The organism is Microbacterium sp. A94, from assembly GCF_051842855.1.
Lineage (GTDB): Bacteria > Actinomycetota > Actinomycetes > Actinomycetales > Microbacteriaceae > Microbacterium.
Genome location: NZ_JBPXMU010000004.1, coordinates 312,253 through 331,211, shown reverse-complemented (window position 1 = coordinate 331,211; position 18,959 = coordinate 312,253). Strand labels below are relative to the sequence as shown.

At 64.7% G+C, this 18,959-nt stretch carries 21 protein-coding genes; 5 read left to right on the top strand and 16 right to left on the bottom strand.

Going from position 1 to position 18,959, the window contains the following annotated elements:
* Nucleotides 1–11: 11 nt before the first annotated feature.
* From ACSU1L_RS12865 to ACSU1L_RS12845, 5 genes are all read right to left on the bottom strand, one after another.
* Nucleotides 12–938 carry an amino acid ABC transporter permease gene (locus ACSU1L_RS12865; RefSeq protein WP_438255194.1) on the bottom strand — a complete coding sequence of 309 codons (927 nt, stop codon included), beginning with the start codon at nt 936–938 and terminating at the stop codon, nt 12–14.
* Complete coding sequence (locus ACSU1L_RS12860; RefSeq protein WP_438255193.1) at nt 935–1,591, bottom strand: amino acid ABC transporter permease; 657 nt, start codon at nt 1,589–1,591, stop codon at nt 935–937. Before ACSU1L_RS12860 ends, ACSU1L_RS12865 begins: the two co-directional genes overlap by 4 nt.
* A 64-nt stretch (nt 1,592–1,655) precedes the next feature.
* Nucleotides 1,656–2,567, bottom strand: coding sequence for a glutamate ABC transporter substrate-binding protein (locus tag ACSU1L_RS12855; RefSeq protein WP_438255192.1), 912 nt, complete (start codon nt 2,565–2,567; stop codon nt 1,656–1,658).
* 34 nt (nt 2,568–2,601) lie between these two features.
* Entirely contained in the window at nt 2,602–3,351 is a 750-nt protein-coding gene (locus tag ACSU1L_RS12850; protein ID WP_438255191.1) for an amino acid ABC transporter ATP-binding protein, read from the bottom strand.
* A 102-nt stretch (nt 3,352–3,453) separates the two neighbouring features.
* Nucleotides 3,454–4,266: a TrmH family RNA methyltransferase gene (locus ACSU1L_RS12845; protein ID WP_438255190.1), complete on the bottom strand. Its 813-nt coding sequence runs from the start codon at nt 4,264–4,266 to the stop codon at nt 3,454–3,456.
* Between the two features lie 94 nt (nt 4,267–4,360).
* Here ACSU1L_RS12845 and ACSU1L_RS12840 point away from each other — a divergent pair, with 94 nt between their 5' ends.
* Nucleotides 4,361–4,780: a DUF2809 domain-containing protein gene (locus ACSU1L_RS12840; RefSeq protein WP_439256056.1), complete on the top strand. Its 420-nt coding sequence runs from the start codon at nt 4,361–4,363 to the stop codon at nt 4,778–4,780.
* Between the two features lie 79 nt (nt 4,781–4,859).
* Here the strand turns inward: ACSU1L_RS12840 and rplT are convergent, their stop codons facing one another.
* The 3 genes from rplT to infC form a co-directional block, all read right to left on the bottom strand.
* A complete protein-coding gene (gene rplT, locus ACSU1L_RS12835) occupies nt 4,860–5,246 on the bottom strand; it encodes a 50S ribosomal protein L20 (protein ID WP_438255188.1) in 387 nt (128 codons plus the stop codon).
* Nucleotides 5,247–5,279: 33 nt separating this feature from the next.
* Complete coding sequence (gene rpmI, locus ACSU1L_RS12830; protein WP_087133207.1) at nt 5,280–5,477, bottom strand: 50S ribosomal protein L35; 198 nt, start codon at nt 5,475–5,477, stop codon at nt 5,280–5,282.
* A 71-nt stretch (nt 5,478–5,548) separates the two neighbouring features.
* The gene (gene infC, locus ACSU1L_RS12825) at nt 5,549–6,184 is read right to left on the bottom strand and encodes a translation initiation factor IF-3 (protein WP_438255242.1); all 636 of its coding nucleotides are present in this window, start codon (nt 6,182–6,184) and stop codon (nt 5,549–5,551) included.
* A 244-nt stretch (nt 6,185–6,428) separates the two neighbouring features.
* Here infC and ACSU1L_RS12820 point away from each other — a divergent pair, with 244 nt between their 5' ends.
* Nucleotides 6,429–6,815, top strand: coding sequence for a DUF1844 domain-containing protein (locus ACSU1L_RS12820; RefSeq protein ID WP_438255240.1), 387 nt, complete (start codon nt 6,429–6,431; stop codon nt 6,813–6,815).
* A 93-nt stretch (nt 6,816–6,908) separates the two neighbouring features.
* On the opposite strand, the gene ACSU1L_RS12815 is transcribed toward ACSU1L_RS12820, so the two are convergent.
* Together ACSU1L_RS12815 and priA are read right to left on the bottom strand one after the other, a co-directional pair.
* Nucleotides 6,909–7,703 carry an SseB family protein gene (locus ACSU1L_RS12815; RefSeq protein WP_439256053.1) on the bottom strand — a complete coding sequence of 265 codons (795 nt, stop codon included), beginning with the start codon at nt 7,701–7,703 and terminating at the stop codon, nt 6,909–6,911.
* Entirely contained in the window at nt 7,687–8,433 is a 747-nt protein-coding gene (gene priA, locus ACSU1L_RS12810; protein WP_438255185.1) for a bifunctional 1-(5-phosphoribosyl)-5-((5-phosphoribosylamino)methylideneamino)imidazole-4-carboxamide isomerase/phosphoribosylanthranilate isomerase PriA, read from the bottom strand. Before priA ends, ACSU1L_RS12815 begins: the two co-directional genes overlap by 17 nt.
* A 156-nt stretch (nt 8,434–8,589) precedes the next feature.
* Here priA and ACSU1L_RS12805 point away from each other — a divergent pair, with 156 nt between their 5' ends.
* Nucleotides 8,590–9,780: an AAA family ATPase gene (locus tag ACSU1L_RS12805; protein WP_439256051.1), complete on the top strand. Its 1,191-nt coding sequence runs from the start codon at nt 8,590–8,592 to the stop codon at nt 9,778–9,780.
* Nucleotides 9,781–9,794: 14 nt separating this feature from the next.
* Here the strand turns inward: ACSU1L_RS12805 and hisH are convergent, their stop codons facing one another.
* Genes hisH through ACSU1L_RS12785 form a run of 4 tightly spaced genes read right to left on the bottom strand, consistent with a single transcriptional unit; the run spans nt 9,795 to nt 12,498 of the window.
* Complete coding sequence (gene hisH / locus ACSU1L_RS12800) at nt 9,795–10,430, bottom strand: imidazole glycerol phosphate synthase subunit HisH (RefSeq protein WP_438255182.1); 636 nt, start codon at nt 10,428–10,430, stop codon at nt 9,795–9,797.
* A complete protein-coding gene (gene hisB, locus ACSU1L_RS12795) occupies nt 10,427–11,032 on the bottom strand; it encodes an imidazoleglycerol-phosphate dehydratase HisB (protein ID WP_438255181.1) in 606 nt (201 codons plus the stop codon). Before hisB ends, hisH begins: the two co-directional genes overlap by 4 nt.
* Complete coding sequence (locus ACSU1L_RS12790) at nt 11,029–12,114, bottom strand: histidinol-phosphate transaminase (RefSeq protein ID WP_438255180.1); 1,086 nt, start codon at nt 12,112–12,114, stop codon at nt 11,029–11,031. The genes hisB and ACSU1L_RS12790 overlap by 4 nt, the downstream gene beginning before the upstream one ends.
* A gap of 21 nt (nt 12,115–12,135) precedes the next feature.
* The gene (locus ACSU1L_RS12785) at nt 12,136–12,498 is read right to left on the bottom strand and encodes a LysM peptidoglycan-binding domain-containing protein (RefSeq protein WP_438255179.1); all 363 of its coding nucleotides are present in this window, start codon (nt 12,496–12,498) and stop codon (nt 12,136–12,138) included.
* A 264-nt stretch (nt 12,499–12,762) separates the two neighbouring features.
* Between ACSU1L_RS12785 and lexA the strand changes: the two genes are divergently transcribed.
* The gene (lexA, locus tag ACSU1L_RS12780; RefSeq protein ID WP_438255178.1) at nt 12,763–13,449 is read left to right on the top strand and encodes a transcriptional repressor LexA; all 687 of its coding nucleotides are present in this window, start codon (nt 12,763–12,765) and stop codon (nt 13,447–13,449) included.
* 108 nt (nt 13,450–13,557) lie between these two features.
* On the opposite strand, the gene metE is transcribed toward lexA, so the two are convergent.
* Both metE and ACSU1L_RS12770 read right to left on the bottom strand, forming a co-directional pair.
* A complete protein-coding gene (gene metE / locus ACSU1L_RS12775; protein ID WP_439256049.1) occupies nt 13,558–15,873 on the bottom strand; it encodes a 5-methyltetrahydropteroyltriglutamate--homocysteine S-methyltransferase in 2,316 nt (771 codons plus the stop codon).
* A 23-nt stretch (nt 15,874–15,896) separates the two neighbouring features.
* Nucleotides 15,897–16,841 (bottom strand): methylenetetrahydrofolate reductase, encoded by a 945-nt coding sequence (locus tag ACSU1L_RS12770; protein WP_439256047.1) that lies wholly within the window; start codon nt 16,839–16,841, stop codon nt 15,897–15,899.
* Between the two features lie 222 nt (nt 16,842–17,063).
* Between ACSU1L_RS12770 and ACSU1L_RS12765 the strand changes: the two genes are divergently transcribed.
* Complete coding sequence (locus ACSU1L_RS12765) at nt 17,064–18,956, top strand: prolyl oligopeptidase family serine peptidase (protein WP_439256046.1); 1,893 nt, start codon at nt 17,064–17,066, stop codon at nt 18,954–18,956.
* The last annotated feature ends 3 nt before the right edge of the window (nt 18,957–18,959 follow it).

The following is an 18,959-nucleotide window of genomic DNA, read 5'->3' as shown; positions in this document are numbered from 1 at the left end:
CGATGGCCGAACTAGCGGGTGCCGCCGAGCCCGGATCCACCTTGATCGAAGTCCGTCGCCGGCTTCTGCGCTGCGATGAGCTCGGTATCAGTGCCCTCGTGCATAACCGCTGCGTTGTCGGCCGCGAGCGCCTTGAGCTTCGGCGAGTGGCGCGTTTTGATCTCTGCCCACTTCGCAATGCCCGACAGGATCAGACACATCACGATGTAGATGCCACCGATGACGAGGGCCGCCTGCAGAATGGGACGCCCCGGCTGAGAGCTGAGGAGCTTCGCGTAATACAGCAGTTCTTGGTAGGTGATGATGAACCCCAGGGCGGTGTCCTTCATCGTCACAACCAGCTGCGCCACGATCACGGGCAGCATGGCGCGCACTGCCTGCGGCAGCAGGATCAGCGTCATCACACCGCTCTTGCGCAGTCCGATCGAGAAACCGGCTTCTTTCTGCCCACGGGGCAGAGATTCGATGCCGGCACGCAGTGCCTCGGCGAGCACTGAGCCGTTGTAAACCATGAGCGCGACCACGACCGCCCAGTACGGATCCACCTTCACACCGAGCGTGGGCAGACCGTAGTAAAGAATCATCATCATGACGAGCACGGGCACCGCACGGAATGCTTCCGTGATCACCGTGACCGGCACGCGCACCCAGGAGTGATCGGACATGCGCCCGATCGCCAGCACGAATCCGAGCGCGAGGCTCAACACGGCAGCGAGTGCGAACGCGCGAAGCGTGTTCAGCAGCATCTCGCCGATCGAGACCCACACAGCGGTGTAGGTGAACACGCTCCATTTCGTGGCACTGAACTGATTGGTCAGCGAAAGGCGCCAGATGAGGAACGCGATGACCGCGACGACGAGGCCGACCGTCGCGATCGCGAGGATCATGTTTCGACGACGGGCGCGGGGGCCGGGGACGTCGAAGAGAACGGAAGTCATCGGACGATCCTCCAGCGATTCTCAAGAGTTCGTTGCAACCAGGTCAACAGCATGACCAGAGCGACGAAGATGGCGGCGACCCAGAGCAAAACTTCCATCGGGGTACCCGGACGCGTGTGCGAGTTGGAGATCGTCGCCTGCAGCTGCGGCAGCACTGCGATCGAGAACCCAGCGGCGACGGTGGTGTTCTTCAGCAGAGCGATGAACACGCTCATCATCGGAGGCACGACCGACCGGAAAGCCTGGGGAAGAACAACCTGAGTCATGACCTGACCGAACGGCAACCCGATCGCGCGAGCAGCCTCGGCCTGCCCGACCGGCACAGTGTTGATGCCTGCGCGCAGGGTTTCGGCGACGTAGGTCGCCGTGTACGTGCCGATCGCCAGAATGCCGAGCACGGTATTGGACAGCGTGGGCAGCGCAAGCGCGCTGTAACCGAAAACGAAGAAGAAGAAGACGAGCGTGAGTGGGGTGTTGCGCACTAACGTGACGTACGCCGTCCCGACGGCACGCGCGACCGGCACAGGCGAGACGCGCATCGCGCCGACGATGGTGCCCAGCACCAGCGCGATGATCCCGCCGAAGAAGAACACCAACAGCGTGTTCGCTATACCCTCGCGCCACAAGTCGAGGTTGCCGAAGATGGCGTCCACGCGCCCTCCTTCTTAAATATCAGGTGCGGGGCGGCCTGTGGGACCGCCCCGCATCAGGCGATCGTCAGTCGACGGCCGGCTGCTCGACAGAGATGCCCGACTGACCGAGGGTCGCGTCGAAGATCGCCTGCCAGGTGTCGCCACCGTCGGTGAACAGCGTGTTGATGTGATCCAGCAGAGCGGTGTCGCCCTTCGGGATGCCGACGCCGTAGCGCTCTTCGGTGAACAGGCCATCGAGCACCGTCAGCTCATCGGGGTTCTGCGCCGCGTAGCCGATGAGGATCGCCGCGTCCGTGGTGACCGCGTCGACCTTGCCTGCGAGCAGGTCCTCGACGCACTGGGAGTAGATGTCGTACTCCTGCGTCTTAATCTCGGGGAAGTTCTCCTTGATGTTCGAGATCGGCGTGGACCCCGTCGCCGAACAGACCATCATTCCGTTGAAGTCGGAGACGTCGTTCACCTCGGTCATCTCACTGTCGGCTGAGACCAGGAAACCCTGCCCTGTGATGAAGTAGGGACCGGCGAAGTCGATCTGCTCCTTGCGGGAGTCGGTGATCGAATAGGTGCCGACGTAGTAGTCGATGTCGCCGTTGACGAGCGCCTGCTCGCGGTTGGCAGAGGCGATCGGCTTGTATTCGATGTCGCTCTCTTCGAAACCGAGCGATGCCGCGATCCAGCGAGCGATCTCAATGTCGAAACCGCTGCGCTCGTTGGTGGTGGCGTCGAGGTAACCGAGGTTGGGCTGGTCCTCCTTGACGCCGATCACCGGTCCCCCGTTCTCGACCATCGCGTCGAATGTCGGGCTGCCTTCGAGAGTAACGTCCTGGGCGACCTCGAACAGCGCGTCGCCGCTACCACCGTCGCCACCATCGCCGCCACCGGCGGGTGTGCTCGGGCTTCCGCTGTTGCAGGCGGTCAGGGCGAGCAGCGTGACCGCCGCGATCCCGATTCCTGCCAGTGTCCGTGTACGTCGCATGAGCGTCTCCTTCGTTTGCTGTGTATGAAGTAAGTCAGTGAGTGAGGAGCTTCGAGAGGAAGTCCTTGGCGCGGTCGCTCTTCGGGTTCGTGAAGAACTCCTCCGGAGTGTCTTCTTCGACGATGTGCCCGTCCGCCATGAACACGACACGGTCGGCGGCCTTGCGCGCGAAACCCATCTCGTGGGTGACAACGATCATGGTCATGCCTTCTTTGGCGAGCTGAATCATCACGTCGAGGACCTCGTTGATCATCTCGGGGTCGAGTGCGCTGGTCGGCTCATCGAACAGCATGACCTTCGGATGCATCGCCAAGGCGCGTGCAATCGCAACGCGCTGCTGCTGACCGCCGGAGAGCTGCGCGGGAAGCTTCGAGGCCTGCTGTGCGACACCGACGCGCTCAAGAAGCTGCATCGCTTCTTTGTCAGCATCCGCTTTCTTGAGCCCACGAACCTTGATCGGCCCGAGCGTCACGTTCTCGAGGATCGTGAGGTGCGCGAAAAGATTGAACGATTGGAACACCATGCCGACATCCGCACGAAGGGTAGCCAAAGCCTTGCCCTCAGCAGGAAGCACCTTGCCATCGATTTTGATGGTGCCGCTCGTGATCGTCTCCAGACGATTGATCGTGCGGCACAGCGTCGACTTTCCGGAGCCTGAGGGCCCGATCACCACAACGACTTCGCCCTTGTGGACGGTGAGGTCGATATCGGTCAGCGCCTGGAACTCGCCGTAATGCTTTTGAACGTTCTCCACCACGACAAGGGGTGCACCAGTCTCGGTCATGACCCCACACTAGGAGTACACGGACCCCGGAGCCAGCACTAAGCTCGTCGGGTTATCGAGTTGTAACCGACCAGAAACATGCGGCGGCAGCGGCTCGAGCGCTCAAACCCCGTCAGCCGCCCGCTGCGTGAACGCGCTTTCGTACAGGCAGACGCTCGCTGCCGTTGCGAGGTTGAGCGATTCAGCCCGTCCGAAGATCGGCAGTTTGAGCACGTGATCGGCAAGCTCGAGAGCATCCTCATCCAGCCCGCGCGCCTCATTGCCGAACAGCCACGCCGTCGGCTGGGCAAGCACACCCTCAGCGCGCGCCTGCAACAGATCGTCGCCCTTTACGTCCGCGGCCAGCACGGAGAGTCCGGCCGCGCGTGCCCGCGTGATCGCGTCTTCGAGTTCGCCCCCGACCGAAATTGGCAGATGGAACAGCGAGCCCGTCGTCGAACGGACGACCTTGGGGTTGTACAGATCGACCGTACGTCCGGTGAGCACCACGGCATCCGCGCCCGAGGCATCCGCCGCCCGGATAATGGTGCCGAGGTTGCCCGGATCCCGAATCTCGTGACAGATCGCGATCAGGCGCGGAGATCCTTCGAAGATGTCTCGCACCGACGCTGGCGTCTGCCGAGCGACGGCGACCACGCCCTGCGGGGTGACTGTGTCGGCAATCGCATTGAGAACTTCTTCGGCGACGTATTGAACCTGAACGCTATTCTCGGCCGACGCTGCACGCAGATCCGGATGTCTCTCCCACCCGGACGGTGTGGCGAAGAGTTCGACGATCGCCTCAGGATGGTAAGCCAGTGCCTCGCGAACCGCTTGCGGCCCCTCGAGGAGGAACAGACCCGTCTCCGTACGCGCGCTGCGCTTGGTCAGCTTCGCTACGGCTCGGACACGGGGGGACCGGGGATTCTCGAGCACGCTCCCAGTCTAGGGACATCGACCTCGCTCGCGCGCATCTGTGCCCCCGTCGCCATCCCGGCGATCACGCAGTTTGCCGGATTAGAGTTCCCGCGTGCCTGCGCCCGATCCTCGTTCCTCGACTCCCCGTCGCCTCATCGTGGGCACCGTCGCCGTGCTGACCGTCGCGGTCGGGCTCATCGTGCACGAGCTCGGCAGTGGCATCCCCGGTGACATCGCCGGAGACGCGCTGTACGGCGTTCTGATCTACCTGCTGTTCGTCTTCCTCATCCCGCGCAGTGCCCGCTCTCTTCCTGCGGCGCTGGCGATCATCTTCTGCACCGGGATCGAGTTCCTGCAGCTCACCGATATCCCCGCGCGGGCCGCGGCCGCGTTTCCCCCGGCTGTTCTCGTCCTGGGTGCCGGTTTCGATCAGCGCGACCTTCTCGTCTACGCGTTCGCCATCATCAGCGCCATGATCGTGGATGTTGCGATCTCGAGGGCGATGCGGCGCCGGAGTGCCGATCGCAGCTGACGACCGTCCCGGCGAATGTCCCCCAGAACACAGAAACGGGCGCCTCCCCGAGGGGAAGCGCCCGTTATCCGAAAGATGCTTACGCAGCCGACTTCGGAGCGTTGACGTCCGAAGGCAGAGCCTTCTTAGCCGTCTCGACGAGCGAAGCGAAAGTCGCCGGCTCGTTGACCGCGAGCTCAGCGAGCATACGACGGTCAACCTGGACTCCGGCGATGCCGAGGCCCTGGATGAAACGGTTGTACGTCATGCCGTTCTGGCGTGCAGCAGCGTTGATGCGCTGGATCCACAAGCGACGGAAATCACCCTTGCGCTTGCGACGGTCACGGTACGAGTAGACGAGCGAGTGGATGACCTGCTCTTTGGCCTTGCGGTAGAGGCGCGAACGCTGACCGCGGTAACCCTTGGCGCGCTCGAGGATGACCCGACGCTTCTTGTGGGCGTTTACCGCCCGCTTGACTCTTGCCATTTTCCTGTGTTCCTATTCGTGCTTGCGTCGCGCTTAGCCGCGACCGAGAAGCTTGTTCGCGACCTTGGTGTCAGCCTTCGACAGCACCTGGTCCTGGTTGAGGCGGCGGGTGCGGCGGCTCGACTTGTGCTCGAGGTTGTGACGCATGCCGGCCTGCTGCTTCTTCAGCTTGCCGCTTCCGGTGATCTTGAAGCGCTTCTTAGCACCCGAGTGGGTCTTCTGCTTCGGCATCTTCTCTTCCTTCGTGTGGCGCCTTTTCAGGCGACGGTTTCAACCCGCGGTGCGGGAGTGCGTGGGCGGAATTATTCCGCGGGCTTCTCAGCCGGGGCATCCGCTTCGTGTGAACTGCGCGCGGCCTGCTTGGTCGCAACGCGGACAGCGTTCTGCTCGGCCTTCGCATCAGACTTGTTCTTCAGCGGGGCGACGACCATGACCATGTTGCGTCCGTCGATCGTCGGGTTCGACTCGACAATGCCGAGTTCGGCGACGTCCTCAGCGAACTTGCGCAGCAGACGAACGCCCTGCTCGGGGCGAGACTGCTCGCGTCCGCGGAACAGGATCATGGCCTTGACCTTGTCGCCAGCCTTCAAGAAGCCCTCAGCGCGCTTGAGCTTCGTCGTGTAGTCGTGTGCTTCGATCTTCAACCGGAAGCGGACTTCCTTGAGGATCGTGTTCGCCTGGTTACGGCGAGCTTCCTTCGCCTTCTGGGCAGCCTCGTACTTGAATTTGCCGTAGTCCATGATCTTGACCACAGGCGGCTTCGAGTTGGGTGCGACCTCGACGAGGTCAAGATCGGCTTCCTGCGCAAGGCGCAACGCTGCCTCGATGCGGACGACGCCGATCTGCTCACCCGCGGGACCGACGAGGCGGACCTCGGGGACGCGGATGCGCTCATTGGTACGGGGATCGCTGATGCGGAACTCCTTAAACGATGGGATCTGGCCACCATGACGCTGACTGCATCACGGGCGAAATCGGAATCGTTCCCCACCCACCGGTATTCAGACACCGGCTTCGCACCCTGAACTCCGGACAGTGTCCGGTCTACCGACGTGAGCCGGTGGAGTGCAAGACCCGGTAGCCTGGAACGGCAAGCGCGGGTGGGAAGTGAATCCTCTTTCGTTTCAGAGCGTACTGCTCTGAAGCCCGACAAAGTCTAACAGAAGGCAAGGCAAAGTGACGATTCCGGTTCAGGGCGACGGCCACGATGAGCGCCACGAGCGCTGGCAGCAACAAGAAGAGGCTGCTGCATCAGCTACGCGAGACATTGCGGATGTCCCCGCGGTCGAGGTGATCACCACCGCGGCCGTACATCTCATGAGCGCAGCGGCTGTGAAGGTGGGCCTCGCCGACGACCCGGGCACCGAGATGGATCTCGATGAGGCGCGAAAGCTGATCAATGCCCTAGCCGGCCTGATCACCGCTGGAGCTCCCGAGATCAGCGACATGCACGCGCGCTCCCTGCGCGATGGACTGCGTTCGCTGCAGCTCGCGTTCCGCGAAGCATCCGTCATCCCCGACCCGATCGGCAAGGGTCCCGGCGAAAAGTACACCGGCCCGGTCAACTGAGCCGCGAGCTAACCGACGTCGAGAAATACTTTCCCGCATGAGAAAGGTGCTCCTACGCCCTGTTTCATGCGGGAAAGCATTTCTCGCGGCGCGCTACGCGCTGCGTGTGAGCTTCACAGACAGCGAGTCCGCGAGCACCGCGATGCGGTCATCGCCGGCCCAGCGCTGAGCCAACCGCGCCAGCACGGCGTCGAGAGTGTCGCGCTCCAGGCCGTCCATGAGTTCGAGAATGACCACCAGTTCGGGGCCCTCTAGGCGCGCGTCCGGATCACCGGATGCCACCGACACGTCGATCACAGCAAGCTCATGCGCGACGCTCTCCTGAAGTGCAGCGAAGACCTCGGGCGAATGGAAGCTCGGCTCCCACGCCAGCCCCTGCGCAATCGCCCAAACCGCCGGGCGACGGAGGATGAACTCGGTTTCGGAAGTCGGGTCCACAACGATGAGATCGGTATCCTCCGAGGATGCCGCCAGCGCTGCGCGCACAGCCTCAACGGGGATCGGCCGGGCCGAGGTATCCCATTTCTGCATCGCAGTGACCGAGGAGAACACCGGCTGCACCGTGCGCCCGTCGGGCGCGGCAACCGTGACGATCGAGAGCTCCTGCGTCTTGTCGACGGCGAGCCCGTGCGGCCCAACGCCCTCCTCGCCCTTCTCAGCGATGAGCGGGATCAGCACCCGCGCCGAGCGAAAGGCGTCGACCACCTCGACCTGACTGCCCTCCCCTGCACGGAAACGCAGCAGCGCCGCGAGCAGCGCAGGGTCGGCAGAACCGTCATCGCCGGCGTGCGGGTTGGACTCGAAGCTGCGCCCCTCCCAGGGAACACCCGCCGAATCACCCGGCGTCTCGGCACCGTGGCCGCAGGCGTCGTCAGTCTCCTGCGACATCCAGAGCCTCAGCCAGTGTGAACGCACCGGCGTAGAGCGCCTTGCCGACGATCGCACCTTCAACACCGAGGTGCACAAGTTCGCGCAGCGCCGCGATGTCATCGAGGTTGGCAACGCCACCGGATGCGATGACCGGCTTCGGCGTACGCGAAGTCACCTCACGCAGCAATTCGAGGTTCGGGCCGCGCAAAGTACCGTCCTTGGTGACATCGGTGACGACGTAACGGCTGCAGCCGGCGTCCTCGAGGCGCTCGAGCACCTCCCAGAGGTCACCACCCTCCTTCGTCCAGCCGCGCGCCGCCAGCGTCGTGCCGCGCACATCCAGCCCGACGGCGACGGCCTCGCCGTAACGAGCGATGACGTCAGCGGACCACTCCGGATTCTCCAGTGCCGCGGTGCCGAGGTTGATGCGACTGGCTCCGCTTTCCAGGGCTGCCTCGATGCTCGCATCATCACGGATGCCGCCGGAAAGTTCGATGTTCACGCCGCGGAACTGCTTGATGACCCGGCGGAGGATCGCGGTGTTGTTGCCACGGCCGAATGCGGCGTCCAGATCGACCAGGTGGATCCACTCAGCACCCTGATCGACCCATTCGCCGGCCGCATCGAGCGGATCGCCGTAGCTGGTCTCGGTGCCGGCCTCGCCCTGTGTCAGACGGACCGCCTTGCCGTCGGCGACATCGACCGCCGGAAGAAGGGTGAGTTTAGGTGTGGACGCGAAGTCGTTCATGTCATCCTCGGGTGGGGTGAAGAGCGCCGTAGACGGGCACGAGAACTGAGGCTACCCCGCGCCCGAGCACGCTTCAAATGCGAGACGCTCGGTGACGCGCAGATGACGTGGATTTATGCAGGCGTAGTGCAGGCCGGAGCGGTAGGCTCTCAGGCGATGTCTGGTGATACTGAAGCAGCAAAGCCTGCCGGCGAACTTCCGATTCGAGTGGGCGGCGACGATTATGCCGTCATCAGCTCCGTCCCGCTTGCGGAGTCGCCCCTCCCTCCCGCTCCGACGCAGCCACGGGGCGAGGCATCCAGCATCCCGCAGTACCGCAGGAGCAGCTCGTTGCCCGAGCCAGCCGACGCGGAGACCCTCGGAGCCGGTCCGGCCGATTCTTCGGTTTCGGATGCCATGCCACCGTCACGGCGCGAACGACGCGAAGCCCGCGAGCGGCAGTCCTTCCTGCAGACCGACCGACCAGAAGAGCCGGCGCGCCACGGTGCACGCGGAGCACTGAACAAGCTGGGGTTCAAGGTCTCCCCCAACGCCACCGAGCAATCCGAGCGCGATGATGAGACGGCCGTCAGCCGCCACTGGCCAGGCCCCCGCACGATCGCCGTTGTCAACGGCAAGGGCGGCGCAGGAAAAACCCCGACGACGATTCTGCTGTCCGCGGTCTTCGCTCGCTACGGCGGTGCGGGCGTTCTCGCCTGGGACAACAACCAGACGCGAGGCACGCTGGGCTGGCGCACCGAGGCAGGCGCCCACGACCGCACCCTGCTGGAGATGCTGCCGGAGACCGAGCGTCTGCTCGGCACTGGAGCACAGTCGGCAGACTTGGCGCATTTCGTTCACCATCAGCCGCGTGAGAAGTACGATGTGCTTCGGTCGAAGCCGATCCGGCTCGCGCATGAGAACCGTCTGCATCCGCAGGACGTCGACGCCATTCACGCGGTTGCCGCGAAGTTCTACCGACTGATCATCATCGATTCCGGTAACGACGAATCCGACCCGATGTGGCTGCGCATGATCGACCAGGCCGATCAGATCGTCGTGGCGACCACGACGCGCGATGACCACGCCGAAGCCGGCGCGCTGCTCCTGGAAGCCCTCGAAGATCGCGACGAGCGTTCCGCACGCCTCGCCGAGCAGTCGATCGTCGTCGTGTCGCAGGCAGACCCGAAGGCGACGGCCGCGGACGTCGATCACATCGTCAATGGCTACCAGGAACTCGCCCGCGAAGTCGTCAGCATCCCCTTCGATCACGAGATGGTCGACGGGCACCTGCACTACGGTTCCCTGGCCAAGCGCACTCAGCGCGCCTGGCTGTCAGCTGCAGCAGCAGTTGCGCGCGGGCTCTGACGCCAGCGCCCTGATCAGAGGTTGTTGACCCAGTTCGTCAGCAGACGGATGCCGGCATCGCCGGACTTCTCCGGATGGAACTGTGTCGCAGAAAGCGGCCCGTTCTCCACGGCTGCCAAAAACGGCTTGCCGTATGTGGTCCAGGTCAGCTTCGGCCCGGGAAACGGCGGGATGACGTCGAGTTCCCACTGCTGCGCAGCATACGAGTGAACGAAATAGAACCGTTCGTCGGCAATGCCGTCGAAGAGCACGCTGCCGGCGTCGGGTGTCACCGTGTTCCAGCCCATGTGCGGCAGCACCGGCGCCTCAAGCTCAGTCACCGTTCCCGGCCATTCGCCGAGACCGTCGACGTACTGGCCCCGCTCGACACCGTGCGAGAACATCACCTGCATGCCCACGCACACACCGAGCACGGGACGCCCGCCGGCGAGGCGGCGGTCAATGATCTCGTCTCCGCCCTGGGCAACGAGAGCCTCACGCACCGCTGCGAACGCGCCCACCCCGGGCACGAACAGACCATCCGCCGCGAGGGCTTCGGTGCGATCACCTGTGAGAGTCGCATCGGCTCCAGCCGCGATCAACGCTTTGACCGCGGAGTGGACGTTTCCTGACTCGTAGTCGTAGACCGCAACAGTGGGTCTGCGCGTCACAGTGCGCCCTTTGTCGACGGAATACCCGACACCAGCGGATCATGCGCCTTCGCCTGACGGAACGCGCGAGCGAATGCCTTGAACTCCGCTTCAGCGATGTGGTGCGGGTCGCGGCCGCCCAGCACACGAACGTGCACGGTGAGTGCCGCGTTGTAGGTGATCGCTTCGAAGACGTGTCTGACGAGTGACCCCGTGAAGTGACCGCCGATCAAGTGGTGCTCGAAACCGACTGGCTCTCCGGAGTGCACCAGGTACGGACGGCCGCTGATGTCGACGACGGCCTGGACGAGCGCCTCGTCCAGGGGAACGAGCGCATCGCCATAGCGGGAGATGCCCGCTTTGTCGCCCAGAGCCTCGCGAATCGCCTGGCCGAGGACGATCGAGATGTCCTCCACCGTGTGGTGTGCATCGATGTTCGTGTCACCGGTCGCGCGCACCGTCAGATCAGTCAGCGAGTGCTTCGCGAATGCGGTGAGCATGTGATCGAAGAATGGCACAGAGGTGTCGATCTGGCTCTGGCCCGACCCGTCGAGGTTCAGTTCAATCTCGACGGTCGATTCGGAAGTGCTGCGGCCACGGCTCGCGATACGGGAAGCGGTCATAACGCTGATTCTATCGAGGCCAGAGCGTCGAGGAACGCCGTGGTCTCGGTCTCGGTGCCGGCGGTGACGCGCAAGTGGTTCGGGATGCCGACATCACGCACGAGGATGCCCCGTTCATACAGCGCCTGGAACGTCGCCTGCGGGTCGGCCACTCCCCCAAACAAGACGAAGTTCGACCACGATTCATGCGGTGTGTAACCGAGAGCTTCTAGAGTCGCTGTGATGCGGTCACGCTGTTCAACGATCTCGTCGACCATGCCCAGCATGGTAGACGCGTTGCGCAACGCTGCCACGGCAGCCGCCTGTGTCAGAGCACTGAGGTGATAGGGCAGGCGTACCAACCGCAGTGCATCGATAAAGGCAGGGTCCGCTGCCAGGTAGCCCACCCGAGCCCCGGCGAATGCGAACGCTTTGCTCATCGTGCGCGATACCGCCAAGCGGGGACGCCCAGGCAAAAGAGTGAGGGCAGACTGCGCTTCGCGAGGCGCGAACTCCCAGTAGGCCTCATCGACGATGACCACGCCACGGGCAGACTCGTAGACCGCTTCGATCACGTCAAGACCGAGAGGAGTTCCCGTCGGGTTGTTGGGGCGGCACAGCAGCACGACGTCGGCGTCTGCCTCGCGGACCTGCGCTGCGGCATCTTCTGCCGTCAACGTGTAGTCGGGTTCGCGGGTGCCCGTGACCCAGCGTGCCCCGGTGCCCTGCGCGAGCAGCGGATACATCGAGTACGTCGGTGCGAACCCGAACACGGTGCGTCCAGGACCTGCGAAGGCCTGCATGATGTGCTGCAGCACCTCATTGGAGCCGTTACCAGCCCAGATCTGCGTGGCGTCGAGTCCGTGACCGAGATACTCGGCGAAACCCTCACGCAGCGTCGTGAACTCGCGATCGGGGTACCGGTTCACGTCGCGCAATGCGACAGCGATGTCATCGAGGATGTCGCTGGCCACCTCGTCGGGAACGGGATGAGTATTCTCATTGACGTTCAACGCAACCGGAAGCGGAGCCTGAGGTGCGCCGTAGGGTGTCAGCCCGCGAAGATCGTCACGAAGAGGTAAGTCGTCAAGAGAAGCAGTCACCCTCCCATGCTAATGCTGGGTTCAGTTGGTGTACTGCGCGGGGATGGCCAGGCTCTGACCCGACTGCAGCGATCCGCCGCCCAGCAGGTTCAGCTGCTGGATGTCATCGATCACCGTACGCGGATCGGCACCCGGTGCGATTGACTCCGCGATCGACCAGAGAGTGTCACCGGGCAGCACTGTCACACTCTCGAACTGCACGGGCTCGGCGGCTTCTCCGGATGCGAGCGCTGATCCTCCGCTGAGCGCGGCGAATCCGATCCCGGCGGCCAGCGGCAGGGCAGCAAGAGCAAGCAGCACGCGGCGCCCGCGCGTCGTCAGCCGCAGGCGCGTCGTGGCGCGGACGGGGCGGACTGCGGGGGCGGTAATGCTGATGGTGCTCATGAGTTTCTCCTCTGCCTCTTTGGCGTAGCGTTCGCATTCACCACTCGGCCGGGAGCGGCGAATGCGAAGCTACGTACCGAATGTATCTTCGAATTCGAACATCTGTCAAGACTTATTCGAAACCTCACCGTGAATTTCACCGACACGCTCGAACGGATCTTCCGAATGTGACCGTTTCTCGGATACGGTTTCGATAGAGACACACCATCACGGACCTCAGACATTCGAAGACGAGCACCGACAGCGCGCACAAAGGAGCCACTCATGAGCGATAACTCAGCCCCTGACCCGGGGGCACCGCGCACACGTCGGCGCAAGAATCTCAGCCCGAAGCAGCTGGCGATCCTCGAGGTCATTCAGACCTCGATCGCAAAGCACGGCTACCCGCCGAGCATGCGAGAGATCGGCGATGCCGTGAACCTCAAGTCACTCTCGAGCGTCACGCATCAGCTGGGCCAGCTCGAGCTCAGCGGCTACCTACGCCGCGACCCCGGTAAGACGCGCGCGATGGAGGTGCTGATCGATCTGCCGGGTACCAGCAGCGAGAGCCCCGCAGATACGAGCACGCCCGTCGGTGATGCCGCGATGGTTCCTCTGGTCGGCCAGATCGCCGCCGGCGTGCCGATCACCGCCGACCAGCAGGTGGAGGAGATCTTCCCGCTCCCCCGTCAGCTCGTAGGCAAGGGCGACCTGTTCATGCTCAAAGTTTCCGGCGAGTCGATGATCGACGCCGCCATCTGCGACGGCGACTGGGTTGTCATCCGCACGCAGAACACCGCGGAGAACGGTGAGATCGTGGCCGCAATGCTCGACGGCGAAGCGACCGTCAAGACGTTCCGCCAGCGCGATGGCCACACCTGGCTGCTCCCTCGTAACTCCTCCTTCGAGCCCATCCTCGGCGACGACGCCGTCGTGCTCGGCAAGGTCGTGGCGGTGCTGCGCGCGGTCTGAGCCGCTCATCTGATCCACAACGCAGAGACCGCCCTTCCCCGGCCTGGGGAAGGGCGGTCTCTGCGTTCTCGGTGCAGCAAGACTCCAGAGAGCGCGGACTATCCGGCGTCAGGCGGTCACCGCTACCTCGGCGCGCACGCGGCGCGTCGCCTCGACGATGTTTTGCAGCGACTGGGTCGTCTCCTCGTAGCCACGAGTCTTCAATCCACAGTCGGGGTTGACCCACAGTTGACGCGTCGGGATCTCATCGACGGCCCGACGCAGCAACGATTCAATCTCGTCGGTGGTGGGAACACGGGGTGAGTGGATGTCGTACACACCCGGCCCGATGCCGTGGGTGAATCCCACCTCGGCGATGTCTGTCACCACATCCATCCGGCTGCGGGCCGCCTCGATCGAGGTGACATCAGCATCCAGTGCACGAATCGCATCGATCACCACGCCGAACTCCGAGTAACACAGGTGCGTGTGCACCTGTGTCGCTGGCGCCGCCCCACCGGTCGCCAAACGGAACGATGCCACCGACCATTCCAGGTACGCCGCCTGGTCATGCTTCTTCAGCGGCAGCAGTTCCCGCAGCGCGGGCTCATCGACCTGGATGATCCGGATTCCGGCGTGTTCCAGGTCGCTGATCTCATCACGGAGAGCCAATGCGACCTGGTTGGCGGTCGCCTGCAGCGGCTGGTCGTCGCGAACAAACGACCACGCGAGAATCGTCACCGGGCCGGTGAGCATCCCCTTGAGGTGCTTCGCCGTCTTCGACTGCGCGTAGCTTGACCATCCCACGGTGATCGGGGCAGGACGCGACACATCGCCCCAGAGGATCGATGGCCGGGTGGCGCGCGAGCCATACGACTGGACCCAGCCGTGCTCGGTCACTGCGAAGCCGTCGAGGTTCTCCGCGAAATACTGCACCATGTCGTTGCGTTCTGGTTCTCCATGCACCAGCACATCCAACCCCAGGTTCTCCTGCAGCTCGATGACCGTGTCAACCTCGCGGCGTAGGAACTCTTCGTACTCATCATGCGAAAGCTCGCCGCGAATGTACTGCGCACGGGCACGTCGGATGTCACCGGTCTGCGGGAAGGAGCCGATCGTCGTCAGCGGCAGTGCCGGCAGGCCGAGTGCTTCGTCCTGCGCGCTCTCACGCTGTTCGTACGGCACCCGTGAGAAGTCGCCTTCGGCGAGTTCACGTGAGCGCACCACACCGTCTCGTACCCCCGGAGCATCTCCACGGTCGGCAAGGGCTGCGGATGCAGCATCCAACGCGTCCTGGATCGCGGCGCGCCCCTCGGAGAGTCCGCGAGCCAGCGTCACCACCTGCTCGACCTTCTGGTCGGCGAATGCGAGCCAGCTCACCAGACGGTCATCGAGCTTCGATTCGTCGGCGATATCGTGCGGAACGTGCAGCAGCGACGTCGACGTGGATGCGATGACCTGCCCAGCACCGAGCGCCCCCAGAGCCTCGAGCTTGTCGAAAGCGGCGGAGAGGTCACCGCGCCAGATGTTATGGCCGTCGATGACGCCGCCGACGAGCGCCTTGCCGGAGAGACCATCGACAGCTGCGGGTATATCCCCGCGCACCAGGTCGATTCCGATCGCTTCGATCGGTGCAGCGGCCAATACGGCGAAATTCGCGTCGAGCGCGGCGTAGGGAGCCGCAACGAGGATCGACGGGCGATCAGCTGCGGCGCCGATGACCGCCAGCGCACGCGCGGCAGCATCCCCCAGCTGCTCCACCGAAGCGGGCAGCGATTCGCTGACCAGCGCCGGCTCATCCAGCTGCACCCATTCCGCGCCGGCGGCACGCAGGCGGGCGAGCAGGTCGACGTACACCGGCACGAGATCATCCAAGCGCGACAGCGGGTCAAAGCCCTCCGGCGCGGCATCCGACGCCTTCGCCAACGCCAGCAGCGTGACCGGACCGACGATCACCGGACGGCTGACGTAGCCTGCGCTGATGGCTTCGGCGACCTGCTGAACCAACCGGTCGCTGGACAGCGAGAACGTCGTCTCCGGGCCGATCTCCGGCACCAGGTAGTGGTAATTCGAGTCGAACCACTTCGTCATCTCCAGCGGCGCCCGCTCACCCTCGCCGCGGGCGATCGTGAAGTACGCCGGCAGTCCGATCGATCCGTCCGCTTCACGCAGACCCTCGAAACGAGCGGGGATCGCACCGACGGTGACGGCGGCGTCGAGCACCTGGTCGTAGAACGAGAAGGATTCCGGAATGGCGGAATCGGCGCGACCCAATCCACGTGCTGTCAGTCGCTCCCGCGTTGCAGCGCGCAACTGTGCTGCGGTGGACTCGAGTGTGTTCAGATCGCTGCGGCCTGACCAGAATGCCTCGACAGCCTTCTTGAGTTCGCGTCGGGGTCCGATGCGCGGATAACCGAGGATCGTCCCCTGTGGGAGTGCGGTCATGATGTTTCCTTTCGGGGATGGGTTCAGCGACGCAGAGCAGGAGTCACGCCTGCTTCTGCCAGGACGGTGAGCACGGTTTCGTGCTGGTTGAAGGCGTACAGATGGACGCCCGGTGCGCCGCCGTCGACGACTTCGCGGGTCAGCCGGGCTGCCCATTCGATGCCGATCTCGCGACGCCCCTCGACGGTGGGTTCCACTTCCAGCGCGATGGACAGCTCGCTCGGCAGGTCCTCGCCGGTGAGCTCGAGCACCCGGTTCAGCCGAGCGGGAGACGTGATCGGCATGATGCCGGGGAGAATCGGGATGGTGATTCCTGCAGTGCGCGCCCGTTCGACGAATGCCAAGTAGTCGTCGGCATGGAAGAACAGCTGGGTGATCGCGAAGGTGGCACCGGCCGCCTGCTTCGCCAGCAGGGCTTCGACGTCCTGCGTACGGTGTGCTGAGCGCGGATGCCCCTTCGGGAAGGCTGCCACGGCGATGTCGACCCTGCGGCGCGGAGCGACTTGAGCGGCGCCCGGGATGCCCGGAACAGGCGTCTCCTCATAGGGGGCATGCTCTGCCTGGACCCGATCTATGAGCTGCACGAGTTGCGCAGAGCTCTCCAGATCGCCGAGGAACCCTTCCGGCTGATCGTGCGGTGGATCCCCGCGCAACGCGAGGAAACTGCGGATGCCGGCATCCAGGAACTCGCGGATCAACGTGGCCGCTGCGGCGTACGTGTTGCCCACGCAGGTGAGGTGCGCGAGAGGCTCGACGTCGGTGTTCTCCCGGATGAAGCGAAGAACCTCAAGCGAGCGCCCGCCAGTGGAGCCACCCGCGCCATAGGTGACCGACAGGAATGCCGGCCCGCTCTCAGCCAGTCGCAGGACCGTCTCGCGCAGCGCATCGTTACTCGCGGAGGAGCGTGGCGGGTAGAGCTCGAAGGAGAACGGCACGCGCGCGGCGGCGGGTGAGGACTCAGAAAACATGGTGCTCCTGGATGACAGAGTGGGCAGTGCACAGCCACGAATGACGCCGGTGGATCCGGACCGTTCGCGGGCGGGTGCCGGGCTCGGCTGTCGCTCCACAGCCAGGGTGAACCGGCCGTTTCCACGAATTTATGGCACCGGCACCCGGACGCGCACTGTGTGTGACGCCATGTGTCGAAGCCTCAGCTCCGCGCGCCCGGCGGCACCGCCTAGGCTCGAAGAATGCAGCCGTACGGTACTTGGCCATCGCCCTTTCGAGCCGCTGACATCGCGTCCGCCACCCCGCGCATCGACGGCGCGCGATTCGTGGGCGAGGAGATCTGGTGGGGCGAGTCCGTTCCCGACGAGGGGGGCCGCTTCACGGTGCGAAGCTCGAGCGGTGAGGTGCTGCTGCCGGCACCCTGGAGCGCTCGCTCTCGCGTCCACGAGTACGGCGGCGGAGCGTGGACGGCGGATGCCGAAGGCACGCTGTTCTTCGTCGACGCGCGGGACCAGCGGGTGTATCGGATGCGCCGGGGCGAGCGCCCGCAGCCGTTGACGCCGGCGGGCCCCAGTCACGGTGGATTGTCAATGCAGCAGGGGCGCCTGCTCGCCGTCCGCGAAGACCTCACCGTGCAGCCGCATCTGCGGGCGCTCGTTCAGATTCCCACCGACGGCTCTGCCGCCACCGAGGCGTCGGCGGTCCATGTGTTCGTACAGGGCACCGCTTTCTTCGCGCACCCGGCGCTTTCCCCCGATCGCACACGGATCGCGTGGGTGGAGTGGTCCGGCCGGCAGATGCCCTGGCAGAGCGCCCTGCTACGCATCGCGACGGTGGGCGACGACGTGTTCGCCGATGTCCGCACGCGTGCAGCCCTGCAGCCGGAGTGGGTCAGCGATTCCGAACTCCTCTACGCCGATGATCCGAGCGGGCGATGGGCGCTGTTCCGGCTCCGCATCGACGGCCTCGATGCGGCAGAGCCCGAGCCCGTTGCCGCATCCGATGCCGACACCGGCTACGGGCTGTGGGTGCTCGGCAACCGGTGGTATCGTCCGCTTGCCGACGGACGGATCGTTGCCGTGCGTACCAATGGCTCTGATGAGGTCGTCGTGATCCAAGCCGACGGCACGGTCGACACGCTGGACACACCGGCAAGCGGGCACGTCAGCGTCGACGATGTCTCCGGCAGCCGCGTGCTGCTCACGGGCGGTAGCGCGACCGCCGCTGCTGGGCTGTGGTGCGTCGATGTGGATTCCGGCGTCGTGACGAGCATTCGCGGCGGCACCCCGGCAGATCCGGCATGGATGCCACCGGCCACGCCCGTCCGTTTTGCAGGCGCGTACGGCTCGGTGCATGCGTTCGACTACGCCCCGGCCAACCCCGATGCCACGGCCCCGGCTGATGAGAAGCCGCCCTATGTCGTGTTCGTGCACGGCGGCCCCACCGCGCACGTGACCGGTGCCGCGTCCGCTGCGATCGCGTATTACACCAGTCGTGGAATCGGCGTGCTCGATGTCAATTACGGCGGATCCACTGGCTACGGTCGCGCCTTCCGCGAACGCCTCGACGGCGAATGGGGCGTCGTCGACGTGGACGATGTGCTCGCCGCTGCGCGCGGCCTCGCCGAATCCGGACGCGCACACCCGGAGCGAATCGCTATCCGCGGCAGTTCAGCAGGCGGCTGGACCGTGCTCTCCGCCCTCGTACGCGGTGGCGTGTTCGCCGCGGGTATCAGCCGGTACGGCGTCACTGATCTGCGGATGCTGGCACAGGACTCGCCCGACTTCGAGAAGTACTACATCGACGGACTCGTCGGCCGGCTTCCCGACGCCGAGCAGCTCTACATCGACCGCTCGCCGCTCACCCACGCGGAACGGATCGACGTGCCGGTACTGCTGTTGCAGGGTGCAGATGACCGGGTCGTTCCGCCGTCACAGTCCGAAGCGATTCGCGATGCGCTTGCCGCCGGTGGAATCGACCACGAGTACGTGCTGTATCCCGGTGAGGGGCACAGCTTCCGCCGAGCCGAGACAATCGTGGATGCACTGGAGCGGGAACTGACGTTCCTGGGCCGGGCCTTCGGGTTTACCCCGTCGATCCCGGCGCCCCGCTCAGGGAGTGAATCCGACGCCTGACGT

Bases quoted from the DNA above. Each gene is read 5' to 3' on its own strand.
- ACSU1L_RS12865 (WP_438255194.1), bottom strand. From the start codon at position 938: ATGACTTCCGTTCTCTTCGACGTCCCCGGCCCCCGCGCCCGTCGTCGA.
- ACSU1L_RS12855 (WP_438255192.1), bottom strand. From the start codon at position 2,567: ATGCGACGTACACGGACACTGGCAGGAATCGGGATCGCGGCGGTCACG.
- ACSU1L_RS12850 (WP_438255191.1), bottom strand. From the start codon at position 3,351: ATGACCGAGACTGGTGCACCCCTTGTCGTGGTGGAGAACGTTCAAAAG.
- rplT (WP_438255188.1), bottom strand. From the start codon at position 5,246: ATGGCAAGAGTCAAGCGGGCGGTAAACGCCCACAAGAAGCGTCGGGTC.
- rpmI (WP_087133207.1), bottom strand. From the start codon at position 5,477: ATGCCGAAGCAGAAGACCCACTCGGGTGCTAAGAAGCGCTTCAAGATC.
- ACSU1L_RS12815 (WP_439256053.1), bottom strand. From the start codon at position 7,703: ATGTCGCAGGAGACTGACGACGCCTGCGGCCACGGTGCCGAGACGCCG.
- priA (WP_438255185.1), bottom strand. From the start codon at position 8,433: ATGAACGACTTCGCGTCCACACCTAAACTCACCCTTCTTCCGGCGGTC.
- ACSU1L_RS12805 (WP_439256051.1), top strand. From the start codon at position 8,590: ATGTCTGGTGATACTGAAGCAGCAAAGCCTGCCGGCGAACTTCCGATT.
- hisB (WP_438255181.1), bottom strand. From the start codon at position 11,032: ATGACCGCTTCCCGTATCGCGAGCCGTGGCCGCAGCACTTCCGAATCG.
- ACSU1L_RS12785 (WP_438255179.1), bottom strand. From the start codon at position 12,498: ATGAGCACCATCAGCATTACCGCCCCCGCAGTCCGCCCCGTCCGCGCC.
- lexA (WP_438255178.1), top strand. From the start codon at position 12,763: ATGAGCGATAACTCAGCCCCTGACCCGGGGGCACCGCGCACACGTCGG.
- metE (WP_439256049.1), bottom strand. From the start codon at position 15,873: ATGACCGCACTCCCACAGGGGACGATCCTCGGTTATCCGCGCATCGGA.
- ACSU1L_RS12770 (WP_439256047.1), bottom strand. From the start codon at position 16,841: ATGTTTTCTGAGTCCTCACCCGCCGCCGCGCGCGTGCCGTTCTCCTTC.
- ACSU1L_RS12765 (WP_439256046.1), top strand. From the start codon at position 17,064: ATGCAGCCGTACGGTACTTGGCCATCGCCCTTTCGAGCCGCTGACATC.